This window comes from Paenibacillus sp. OK003 (assembly GCF_900109515.1).
In the GTDB taxonomy this organism is placed as follows: domain Bacteria; phylum Bacillota; class Bacilli; order Paenibacillales; family Paenibacillaceae; genus Paenibacillus; species Paenibacillus marchantiae.
In genome coordinates this window covers 54896-67239 of sequence record NZ_FOBD01000019.1, presented here as the reverse complement: position 1 = coordinate 67239, position 12344 = coordinate 54896, and the positions used below count along the sequence as shown (strand labels likewise).

At 47.6% G+C, this 12344-nt stretch carries 9 protein-coding genes and 1 pseudogene; 3 read left to right on the top strand and 7 right to left on the bottom strand.

The features are described from left to right. Positions 1–4: 4 nt before the first annotated feature. From BMW94_RS24760 to BMW94_RS24735, 6 genes are all read right to left on the bottom strand, one after another. Positions 5–967, bottom strand: a complete 963-nt coding sequence (locus BMW94_RS24760; RefSeq protein ID WP_091001462.1) for a ring-cleaving dioxygenase — start codon at positions 965–967, stop codon at positions 5–7. Between the two features lie 68 nt (positions 968–1035). Continuing rightward, positions 1036–1263, bottom strand: coding sequence for a DUF896 domain-containing protein (locus BMW94_RS24755; RefSeq protein WP_091001502.1), 228 nt, complete (start codon positions 1261–1263; stop codon positions 1036–1038). Between the two features lie 203 nt (positions 1264–1466). Continuing rightward, entirely contained in the window at positions 1467–2483 is a 1017-nt protein-coding gene (locus BMW94_RS24750) for an SPFH domain-containing protein (protein ID WP_091001461.1), read from the bottom strand. 46 nt (positions 2484–2529) lie between these two features. Further along, a complete protein-coding gene (locus BMW94_RS24745) occupies positions 2530–3330 on the bottom strand; it encodes a TPM domain-containing protein (protein WP_091001460.1) in 801 nt (266 codons plus the stop codon). Continuing rightward, a complete protein-coding gene (locus BMW94_RS24740; RefSeq protein ID WP_047841485.1) occupies positions 3327–4358 on the bottom strand; it encodes a TFIIB-type zinc ribbon-containing protein in 1032 nt (343 codons plus the stop codon). Before BMW94_RS24740 ends, BMW94_RS24745 begins: the two co-directional genes overlap by 4 nt. A gap of 36 nt (positions 4359–4394) precedes the next feature. Continuing rightward, positions 4395–5099, bottom strand: coding sequence for a PspA/IM30 family protein (locus tag BMW94_RS24735; protein WP_091001459.1), 705 nt, complete (start codon positions 5097–5099; stop codon positions 4395–4397). 366 nt (positions 5100–5465) lie between these two features. Between BMW94_RS24735 and BMW94_RS24730 the strand changes: the two genes are divergently transcribed. Together BMW94_RS24730 and pdxA are read left to right on the top strand one after the other, a co-directional pair. Next, the gene (locus BMW94_RS24730) at positions 5466–6716 is read left to right on the top strand and encodes a four-carbon acid sugar kinase family protein (protein ID WP_091001458.1); all 1251 of its coding nucleotides are present in this window, start codon (positions 5466–5468) and stop codon (positions 6714–6716) included. After that, positions 6713–7713, top strand: a pseudogene (gene pdxA / locus BMW94_RS24725) (4-hydroxythreonine-4-phosphate dehydrogenase PdxA). Before BMW94_RS24730 ends, pdxA begins: the two are co-directional and overlap by 4 nt. Positions 7714–7996: 283 nt before the next feature. Here pdxA and BMW94_RS24720 read toward each other — a convergent pair. Continuing rightward, a complete protein-coding gene (locus BMW94_RS24720) occupies positions 7997–8920 on the bottom strand; it encodes an AraC family transcriptional regulator (protein WP_091001457.1) in 924 nt (307 codons plus the stop codon). Between the two features lie 199 nt (positions 8921–9119). Here BMW94_RS24720 and BMW94_RS24715 point away from each other — a divergent pair, with 199 nt between their 5' ends. After that, positions 9120–12293: an alpha-mannosidase gene (locus BMW94_RS24715; RefSeq protein ID WP_091001456.1), complete on the top strand. Its 3174-nt coding sequence runs from the start codon at positions 9120–9122 to the stop codon at positions 12291–12293. Positions 12294–12344: the final 51 nt, after the last annotated feature.

Here is a 12344-nt window from a genome sequence, read left to right as displayed (position 1 = left end):
TTGTTTAACGTGCCCCCATAGAATGCGAAGGCTCTAACGTTCTGACCTGGATCGGCTGCAAATTGCCTTCAATTTGGGCGCGATATGGCTCAAACCACTCTGGCAGCATGAGTTTCTGTCCGAGCGACTCCGCTGGCTCATCTTTCGCGAATCCAGGAGGATCGGTAGCAATTTCGAACAGGATTCCGCCCGCTTCTCTGAAATAGATTGCGTTAAAATATTGACGGTCCCGAACTGGGGTTGGCTGATAGCCGTACTGTTGTACAGCTTCTCTCCACTGCTCGTGCTCTGCAAAATCTTTGGCACGCCACGCGATATGGTGGACCGTCCCTGCTCCGCCTGCCCCCAAAGCCATCCGGGTGACAGGAACATCCACGACATTACCGATATCTCCGATGGACCGGAATCGTACATACTCCTCATCTTCATCTACTTTGGTGAATCCGAGTATTTTGTCCAGCGCATCCATCGTTCTCTGCGGATTGACGCTGAACAGCACGGCACCACCAAATCCTTTGATGGCTTTGTCCGCGGGAATGCCTTCATGCACCCAGGTGCTGGCTGCACCCTCTTCACGTTCAACCAACTCCAGACGCAAGCCCTCACTGTCCTCGAATTGCAGCAGCTCTTCGTTAAAGCGACTTGTTTTGCTTACCTCAATGTTATACTGCTCCAGCCGATCCTGCCAGAAGCCAATAGTCCCAGGTGGAATCACATATGAGGTGATGCCGACCTGACCGCCGCCAATTTTGCCTCGCGGTGATCCGGCTGATGGGAAGAATGTAATAATCGTGCCCGGACTTCCATTCTCATCTCCAAAATACAGATGGTACACATCAGGTGCATCGAAGTTGATCGTTTTTTTCACAAGACGAAGTCCCAGAACCCCAGCATAAAAGTCGACATTGGCCTGCGGATCTCCCGCAAAAGCTGTAATATGGTGAATACCTGCCGTTTGAATAGTCATCATCATTTCCTCCTAGGTTTATAGATCATTTATATTATCTTAATATTAAGATATTAAACCGAACTGAGTCAGTTATTATTTTGTTGGGCCTGTTCCTGTTTCAATCGATCTGGAGTGACGTCGTCGCCGTTCGGATCATAGATGGTTACATTCAACAGAATATCATTGATCGAACCGCGAAAGGTTAGCAGGTATTCCTGGCGCAGACGAATTTGTTCCGCTTTCTCCATCTCCGTCAACCCTGCGGCTTTGGCTTTTCTTGAAAGTTCATTTATTCTGGTCAATGTTGGAATCATCATCTTGGATCTCTCCTCGTAAATCGAAATTAAGATATTTGCTTTTCTTGGTGTAATTTATATTCAAATTAAATATCTTAATTTAAAGATAAATGATTTGTGATCCGTTGTCAACCGTTTTCTCCCATTTAAAATTGAATGAAAAAAAGAGCCTACTCCAACGTTTGACCTTAGAGTAAGCCCTTCTAATATTTAGATATAGGTTAACCCAACTTCTGACCACAGTTTGGACAAAAATTTGCCCCTTCATTCTTGGCGCCACAGTTTGGACAGAAGTTCGGCTTTTTATGGTCTCCAGACGAAGAAGATGCACCTGCATCGCTGTTCGGATTACCCGCAGGCTTTTGATCCGAATTCTGATTCTGGTTATTCTGGTTCTGATTCATGTTCTTCATCATTTCATTCGCCATGTTCATGCCCATCATCATGCCCGCCATATCCGAAGCAGCGCCGCCACCCTTAACTTTACCGGATGAGATGCCATCCGTCATGCTGACCTGCTGATATTTTTGCAAATTGCCGATCATTTCATGTGAAGCCGTCTTCGTAATCATATCCTGGATCTCCTGCGGATAGTTGAAGCTCATCACCTGGAAGCCTGTGATCCCGATCCCGATGTCCATCATTTGCATATCCAGATCTTCCTGAATACCTTTGGCAATATCCGAGGCATTCGCCTGCAGGTTGAACATGTCCTTACCCTCACGGCTGATCCATTTCATTAGCAACTGATCCAGCACAGACGTAATCCGGATTTTGACATCCTCGACCAGATAACTCTGCTTGATACCCGCGATTTTATCGATCAATGTCACATAGTCACTCACTTTAAAATTAAACGTACCATTCGCACGAATCGGCATCCCGCCTGGAAGTTGAGGAGTCGGAATCAATACCGGATTTTGCGTGCCCCACCGAACCGTAAACTCCTTGGTATTCACAAACAGCACTTCGACCCGCATGCCGCTGTTGAATCCGAATTTGAAGCCTTTTAAGGTAGACAGAAACGGAATGATCTCGGAATCGATATTAAACGACCCTTCATCCTCAAAAATCCCTTCCACCTTGCCGTTATTCAGGAAGATCGCATCCTGTCCCGAACGGATAATCAATTTACTTCCCTTCTTGATCTCACGGTTACTCCACTTCCAGAAAATCATATCATCTCTGAACTCTTCCCATTCCACTACATTTGAAAATTGGTTTTTGAAAAATCCCATACTCGTTCCCATCCCTTCTATTTAACATAATTCGCAAACTCCGTTACTAAAACGACCCTCTACTTCCACTGTGTGAGTGACCGCCTCGGGAGGTTCCTCCACCGCCGCCGCCTCCACCGTTGTTATTGTTCTTCTCAATTTTGCGCTTGGTTACGGTTGTGCGGATATATCGATCCTGACGATCAATTACACTGGAATTGCTTGAATCCTCATAAGTCGCACGATTGACTGTGACACGTCCTCCGGAACGATAGGTCATAATACCAACAACAATACCGCCAAGAACCACAGACACTCCCAACTGAAACCAGCCGTTAAACAAAATATTGTTCGGATTCACACCGGGTTCATACCCCATATATTTGTAAGAGAGCTCAATATATTTCTCAAATGCGAGTTTATAATCCCCACTGGACAATTCAGAGGTAATTCGGGTACGGATAGCATCAAGCCGCTGATCGCTCAGATATTCTTTTGCCTTATAAAATCCAGCCAGATACACTTCGCGATTATTCATATCCATCGTCAATATGACAGCATTACCAAATTTCTTATCGTACCCTAACCCCTGCTCATCATAAAAATCTTCCGTTAAGAGCATAACATCCTGATTCTCAACATTATTTGTTGTCAAAATTACAAAGTCCGTCTGCCGTTCCGCGCCATACTGATTCGCAAGTAGATTCAGTTCACTTATCTCCTGCTCACTCAGCAGGTTGGCCTCATCGTAGATGAGATTTTTGCTCTCCGCTGCGGATGCCGATGACATGGGAATCAACGGAGCGATAAGCGTGATCATAAGTAAAATGAGCGTAGCCATCACGGCTAGAGGGGTTCTTTTTCTCATAAGAATCCACCTCCCATCATCCAGGAAACCAGCTTCAGTGACAACAACGAGACCGCTGATACCCCTGCGAACCATCCTGCCACTTTAGCTTTGCTGATCGGTGGTTTACCGACCACTTTACCTGTCTGACCATTCATGGCAAAGGTATACTGTGCCCGATTGTAGTCATAGTTGACCATCCACACCGGGAGTAGCACATAGTCCGCGTTTTTGAGCGTAGTATCAATCTGTTTGTCCGTGTAGCTCACGCTGCTATAACCGGATACGGTTGAAGCAATATAAGAATCAATATAAGATCTCGTTTTATCCTTGGCCCGTGGAAAAAGTTCCTCGTCCGTATAACTGTATTTTTCCGCAATGTACCCCGCCAGATACGGGGTCTTGAACAATTTCAGTTGATTATATGGAAAAGGCTCAAGCTTATCCATCAGTTCATCCTTCATTTTCTCCGATGCATCAATGGGCAGATTCACGTAATTCAGCCGAATCCGGCGATATATGTCAAAATGCTGTGTTTCCGTGTAATGGTAGTCGCCCTGGGTGTAGGATCTGACCTTGGTGCCACGACCATGCACTTCGATTTTGTTATGTAACTCATACAACCAGAACGGCACGTACATGCCAGTAATACTCTGAATCCGATCGGCGGACATGAAGCCACTTGGCGTTAAGAGGCCGTTTTTGCACCACTTTTTGAAAGCCTGCTTGGCTTGATCCTTGTTGATCGAAAAGGGAATCACCATCGCGGGGGCCAGATTGCCCGTCAGCCGATCACTGAGTACAACCGCTGCACCGCAGAAACTGCAGGTCGTCGCACTGGTCTCCGGCTCCGTCACAATGTCAGCTCCGCAGCTGTTACAGTGGTATTCCTTGACCTCGTTTTCGGTGAATACTTGTCTTTTCAAGGGATCGGGGATCTGCTCTATGTTGTCCTGGCGGCCGCAGCTGGGACAGGATAATGCACCTGACACACTGTCAAAGATCATACCACTGCCGCAGTTTGGACATTTATATTCAATAACCGGCATCTGCTCACCTCAATGTTAACGAAATGGTGTAACGTATTATTTATTATTCAGCTTCTCCTGAATCGCTGCGAGTTCTTCATCCGCACTTGGCGACGCACTCTCATTATTACCCGCATCTGCGTTCATGTCCCTCTCCAACTGGGCAATTAATTCGTCCAAATCATCTTCCTGTCCCCCAGCACGAAGTTCTGCCAAAGCCTCTGCTTCGTTCAGCGCCTGGTTCGCTTTGTCTTCCATGGCCTTCAATGTAGCATCAGCTCTGCCCGCAGATGCATTCCGTTCGTTGGCCTGTTGCTGCGCCTTTGCATCTGCGATGCGACCTTTCAGTTCTGCATGCCGCGCCTCCAATTTCCCCAGATCTGCAACGAGTTTATCATTCATATGCTTCATCATCTTCGCTTTGGCAGAAGCACGTTCATAGGCAACCTGTAATTCGTTCAATTTGTCAGCTAGCTTCACTTTCTTCTCCAGAAAACCGCGTGCCTTATCTTCGTCTCCCGACTCCGCCGATTTTTCCGCATACCGCTGTAACTTGTTGACCTCGGCGCTGCACTCATCCAATGCTCGCTTCGCCCGGCTCTCATCCGACAGCACCGCTGCCGTTTCAGCCTTCACCTGACCCAGATCACTGCTCAGGCTGCGCATATATTCATTCACACTTTTCTCCGGGTCTTCCGCCCGAGACAACATGTGGTTCACATTGGCCTTCATCACGTCTCTAAACCTCGATAAGATTCCCATTACTTGTTCCTCCTCCGAAAAGTTCATATGTATACTATAATACATGAATACGCCCACATACGTTTCACATTTCACGATTGCAAGTGGAGTTACTACGATCCAAATCCGTACTATAAAAACGTAATATAAGAAAAGACGAGCACTTATAGTGTCGTCTTATAATCCAAAAATCCTCTCCTAATTCTCAGTATCTTTCTTCCTAGTTCACAGTCCTTTAATGAACAGCACACTTTCCTCTGCAATCCGATCTGGATCCGTATTATGTATGTAATGACCGCCATCTAAAATCTGATATTGTCCCATCTTCACAGACTCGATATAAGTTATTAGGTACTTTTTCCAATTCTCAACGGGTAACTCTTCTCCATTAGATATGAAAAAATACATCGGCACATCAAGACCAGTGTTCTTTTTAATATAGATGAAGGCCCTCTTACACGTTACGATGCCGTCGTCTTTGATACAGATAGTCGTTCCATATCCCCACAGGAAGCGTATGACCGTGTATATCGGGCAGCTGAATTGCTGACGAACAACGGATTTGAGACGATTTTCAAAAAAATGGACTCCACCATGCGCGGCAATATCGGCACCGAGATTGATGCTGTATATGATGTCGTAAAGCCGGACTTTATGATGATTGCCCCGGGTTATCCAAAAAATAACCGGACGATATTGGAAGGAATTCATTACCTGAACGGCGTTCCGCTGGCAGATACTGAAATTGCCCATGATCCGAAGACACCTGTAACGATTTCCTACCTTCCGGACTTGTTGAAACAACAGACCAAGTACGAAGTTGGCGAGATCACCGTCGCCGATCTGGAAGCCGGGCAGAATCATATTCGCACCAAGCTAGAGCGGTTGAAAACAAATAACATCCCGTACGTAATGGTGGACTCCACCGAAGAAAGACATCTGGAACTGATTCTGCAGATGACTCGTGAGTTGGATTATACCTTTACTTGGGCAGGCTCGGCGGGCATTGCTAATTACCTCCCTGCGCATTACGAGTTGGAATCCAGGGCTGCTTCACTTGATATCCCGGAGAATTCCGGTCCAATCCTAACAGTGGTAGGCAGCGTGAACAAAAACTCCCGCGAGCAACTGCATCGCTTGATGCGCAATTCCCGCGTAGCTTCAGTCTCCTTCCATTCTTTCAAAGCGGTATCCGCAGCCGCAGACCGCGCGGAAGAGATGGAACGTGTCTATAACGAGGTCCGAGACAAAGCGCTGGAAGGACAAGATGTTGTCCTCTACTCCACCGCTGAACAGGTGGATATTGAACTGGCACGGGCAACGGGCGAAATTCGTGGTCTCAATCACACAGACGTCAGCAACCAAATTGTACTCGCGATGGGTGAGATCTGTGCCAGATTGCTGGAAGAGGGACTTTTCAAAGGGGTATCCATGACCGGCGGCGATACGGCAAAACAAATCTGTCTGAAATGGAATATTAGCGGCTTCGAGCTGCTGGATGAGCTTGAAATCGGCGTTCCGATCTCCAAGTTTATAGGAATTGATGATCTGCATGTGATTACCAAAGCAGGCGGATTCGGTAAACCGGATGTCTTTATCCATGCGATTCAAAAATTAAAAGGGGGTATTCTCGTATGAAACCTACAATTGGAATTACGATGGGTGATGCAGCAGGTATTGGACCGGAGATTATTATGAAAGCACTGGGTCATCAAAAGATGTACAATCAGTGCAATCCACTCGTTATCGGTGATGCGAAGATTCTGGAGCGTGTGTTGCCTGTCATCGGCTCAAGTCTGAACGTTAATGCGATTCAAGAGCCTTCCGAAGCCAAGTATGAATTCGGTACTGTGGATGTGATTGATCTGGACCTCGTTCCTGCGGATCTGGAATATGGTAAAGTATCTGCCGTGGCTGGAGATGCAGCATTCCAGTTTCTCGCCAAAGCCATTGATCTTGCCAAAAAACAGCAGATTCACTCCATCTGCACCGCACCTTTGAACAAAGAAGCTCTGCATCAGGGGGGCACCTGTATCCGGGGCACACCGAGATTCTGGCGGACCTGACGGATACACAGGATTTCTCGATGATGTTGACCACGCCGAATCTGCGCGTTATTCACCTGACAACACACATGGGTCTGATCGATGCCATTGCGAGTATTAATCCGGAAAGAACCTACACGGTTGTGAAGCTTGCTCATGATACGTTGAAAAAAGCAGGCTTTGAGAATCCGCGCGTTGCCGTATGCGGAATCAATCCTCATGCCGGAGAGAACGGACTGTTCGGCAACGGGGAAGAAGAAGAGAAGCTTCAACCCGGTATCGAACGTGCGCAACAGGAAGGCATTAACGTCGTTGGTCCACTCCCGGCGGACACACTCTTCTTCCGCGCTGGTCGCGGTGACTTCGATATCGTTGTAGCCTGCTACCACGACCAAGGCCATGCGCCGATCAAAGTGATGGGCATTGAGGAAGGTGTAAACATCACCGTTGGTCTGAAAGGTGGTATCATCCGTACATCCGTTGACCACGGTACAGCCTTCGATATCGCCGGCAAAAATATCGCTGATGATAAAAGCATGCTGGCTGCCATCCGCTCTGCTATCGAGCTGGCGCCGAAAGATCAAGTTTAAGAGTAGCCGTCATACGGGGAAATGAGTGAGAGAGTGAGTCTGATCAGGAGGACCATCTCCAGGTGGACGTATCTTTATATAGAAGGAAAAAGGCAATCCCTTTGTAACTTTAAACTGTACCCTATAGAGTAGACACTTTAAAAAAGTCTCTCTATGGGGTATTTTTGTTGTATACCATGAACAAGACAAGGACGCATTTTTTATTTGTCCTCTATACATTCTTGGCTGTCGCGATTTATGCAACACATCTCCACTGACATCCCCAGATTATCTCTGTCTTCAATCAGCGCTCAGGACTACCCATGGATATCAGTTCACGCTCGCTCTGTGAATGTCTGCTACGGCGATATGCACTCGGTGACATGCCATTCAGTTTATTGAAGATGCGATTGAATTGAGAGAAGCTGGCGAAGCCGCACTGTGCTGCAACTTCGGTGATTTTTTGGTTAGAGTTCAGGAGCATTTGTTGAGCGTTACGTATTCGGGTCATCTGAATATACTCGGTAAACGTAAAACCTGTGACTTTGTTAAACTGACGGGATAGATGATGAGCACTCACGAAAAACCGTTTGGAGATCTCTTCGAGCGACAGTTCATTCTGATAATGACTGTGAATATACGATGCAATGGCGTACATCCGCTGCGACATAGACGAGCCTGTCTCTTCACGAACGTAGCTATTCTCAGCCGAGTATCGATGAATCACACACAGAAACTCAACAAACTTGCTATGGATCGCGACTGAATGAAGTGCAGAGGGATCTTGTGATAGAGCAAAGATATCATTTAAAGGATTCAATACCGCCTGGCGCCGTTCTTCTGTAAATCGGAATATCGGGATCGGTTTATCAAAGATTGAGAACAGTTCTGTGTAACCGTTCTCAAGACCAGGTGTATTACGTGGCATGGCAAAGGTGATCATCAATCGTTTCGGCGGTGCCCCTTTCGGATACTGCGTCTTATGCAGCAAAGAAGGCTGCAGCAGAACGATATCCAGCGGCTGGATCTCATATAAACTGCCTTCAATGATGTGCGCAGCTGTTCGATCCAGAAGAATACAGATTTCATAGAAATCATGGAAATGCTGAAACTCCATATTCAGTTCATGGGAACGCTCGTCATAATCCAGATGATAAAAGAGTGAATCTCCAGGCTGGTTCACATGGATCGCATATCCCTGCTCGTATGCCAAAACCGATGGTGTCATGGACATGCCCCCTATCCTGATTTTAATGAGTTTATTTTAGCATGAAATGCAATAAAAAGACGTTATTTTCAGCATACAATACGTAGTTTCGCCCATTTCTCTTTTGTTATGATAGAGTTAATATGTTAGCGCTTGCAGAGTTCTCGCTCCAACATCGATTACAGCCTGTACTTACTACAAACCAAGGTGGGAAACCAACATGAAAATGAATTCCTTATATACTCGAATCCATACCATTGTGAAACACTTGGAACGTGCACGACTGACCTCAAAGACATATATCTCTGAGCTTTATCATAAAGAAAGTGGTTACCACTCCTGGGAACTGGTGCATGAGGACCCTTCCTCATGGAACTTATTCCGTAAGGGTGATGGCTGGGGTGGCAAAGATGTACACAGCTGCTTCAAAACCCGCATTCAAATTCCGGATCATATGGAAGGAAAAAAAGTCGTTTGTGCCATCGTCACCGGTGCTGATGACATCTGGAACTACGATAATCCGCAATTTCTGGCATTCCTCAATGGGGAATTGATCTGCGGTCTGGATGTTAACCATACGGAAATCGACTTGACCTCATCCGCGGTGAAGGGCGAAGAGTTTGAGCTGGCATTATATGCGTATTGCAGTACGTCTGCCGCGGATGTTTTTCTAAATGTATATATCGCCGAACATCATCAACAAGTCTCCGATTTATATTACGATCTCAAGGCTGCGCTGGATGCTGCGGATCTGCTGCGTGAGGATGATCTGGAGCGGCTGAAGTTGGTCGAACATCTGAATAAAGCCGTGAATCTGCTGGATTTGCGTCAGGAGAACAGCGCAGAATTCCATGCGTCGGTACCGGAAGCGCGCCAATATCTGCAAGATCATGTCTATGGTGACATCCGCCCTGCCGGTGATCACATCCCTACCGTGCACTGTATCGGACACACGCATATCGATGTGGCATGGCTGTGGACGCTGGATCAGACTCGGGAGAAGGTCATTCGCAGCTTCGCGAGTGTACTCTACTTGATGGACAAGTTCCCGGAGTATACCTTCATGTCCTCTCAGCCCCAGCTGTATGCATACTTGAAAGCAGACTACCCGTCCCTATATGAGAAAATCAAAGAAAAGGTGGCCGAAGGCCGCTGGGAAGCGGAAGGTTCCATGTGGCTGGAAGCCGATTGTAACCTGATTTCGGGTGAATCCATGATCCGTCAGATTATCTACGGCAAACGTTTCTTCAAGGAAGAATTCGGGGTGGAGAACCGTGTGCTCTGGTTGCCGGATGTATTTGGTTATAGTGCAGCGATGCCGCAGATTATGCGCAAGAGCGGTATTGACTATTTTATGACAACCAAAATTGCCTGGAATGATACCAACCAGATTCCAAACGACACGATGTACTGGCGAGGAATCGACGGATCAGAGGTCCTGACCCATTTCATCACAGCAACAGACTATGACAAACATCCCGATTTCAGGCAGCGCCGCTTCGAAACAACCTATAATGGACGATTTAATGCTTCGCAAGTAAAAGGCACGTGGCAGCGATACCAGAACAAAAACATCAATGCAGATGTCCTGCAATGTTTCGGATTCGGAGATGGCGGCGGCGGACCAACCGAGGAGATGCTGGAGCATGGCAGACGACTTGATGTTGGATTGCCGGGTGTACCTGCGGTGAAACGTACCTTTGTACGCGAGTTTTTTGAGAAGCTGGAGCATAACCTGGCGGATGTTCCTTCCGTGCCCCGCTGGTCGGGTGAGCTTTATCTGGAGTATCACCGGGGTACCTACACGTCCATGGCGCGCAACAAACGGTATAACCGTCATAGCGAATTTGCGCTGGCCGATGCCGAGCTGTATGCCATGATTCATCGTCAGGCGAATGCACAGGCGATCTATCCAACCGATGCACTCGAGCATGCATGGAAGCTGACGATGCTGAACCAGTTCCATGATATTCTCCCGGGCAGCTCCATTGAGCAGGTATATGTGGATTCCCAGGAGCAATATGAAGAAGTTCTGCGTGTCACGGATGAACTGAAAGACAGCGCACTGAACGGCATTGCAAGCCAAATTACATCTGATGGCGAAGCCATTGTAGTATTCAACACGACCGGATTTGTACGGACGGATGTGGTTGAACTGCCTGCTTTTGCGAGAAAAGTGACCGTCTATGATGGAGATCGCCCTGTACCAAGCCAGCGGACTCCCGAAGGTGGACTTGTATTCCTTGCAGAGAACGTGCCTGCATCCGGGTATAAATCTTTCCGAATCACACCGGATCTGACAGGCGAGCTTGTCGCGGGAGTTTCGGTTGCACAGTGGGAAGCAGATCGGCGCCACATCCATACACCTTGGTACGATATTCACCTGAATGAAGGTGCCGAGTTCACATCCGTATGGGACAAGTTGGAGGGCCGCGAGTTGCTTCAGTCTGGCAAGCGTGGTAACGTGCTGCAAGTGTTTGAGGATCGACCTGCGGAATACGAAGCATGGAACATTGACGATTATTACGAACAGCATATGTGGGAGATTAATGACCTGCAATCGCTGGAGTGGGTTGAAAGTGGGCCCGTACGTTCCGTGCTTCAAGTGAAGCGACAGTTCCTGGACTCGGTCATTGAGCAAACGATCATCTTCTATGCGCACACGCGCCGGATTGATTTCCGTACGTTTGTGGACTGGAAGCAGGAGCATCTGCTGCTGAAAGCCGCCTTCCCGCTGGATATCTGGAGTGAGAAAGCGGTCTACGAAATCCAGTATGGCAATGTTGAGCGTGCTACCCACCGTAATACGAGCTGGGATCAAGCCCGGTTTGAAGTATGCGGGCAGAAGTGGGCCGATCTGGCGGAGAACGGGTACGGTGCTGCTCTGATGAACGACTGCAAATACGGATATGACATTCATAACTCGGTGATGCGACTGTCACTGATCAAGAGCGCAACGTACCCGAATGAAAATGCCGACAAAGAGCAACACGTATTCACCTACGCACTCTATCCGCATCAGGGCGACTTCCGTGAAGGACGTGTCATCCACGCCGCTTATGATCTCAACCGTCCTCTGGTTGCTCGTGAGATTGCATCGCAAACCGGTACGTTGCCGGGAACATGGTCACTGGCATCGGTCGATCAGGATAATGTCGTGCTGGAGGTTATCAAAAAAGCCGAGAACAATGATGATATGATCATCCGTCTCTATGAAGCACACGGCCGCCGCAGCCGTGCTTCCCTGCAATTGCCTGAGGGAGCAGGTACAACGGCGTACGCGTGTGATTTGCTCGAGAACAACGAAACGGAATGTGCCGTGGAAAATGGGCGGATTTCTTTTGATATCAAACCGTACGAAATTCTCACCTTCCGTATCCCTGCGGGACAGTAAATAGAACGTACGCAACATGAAAAACTGCAACAATGCTTACTATGCTTCAAT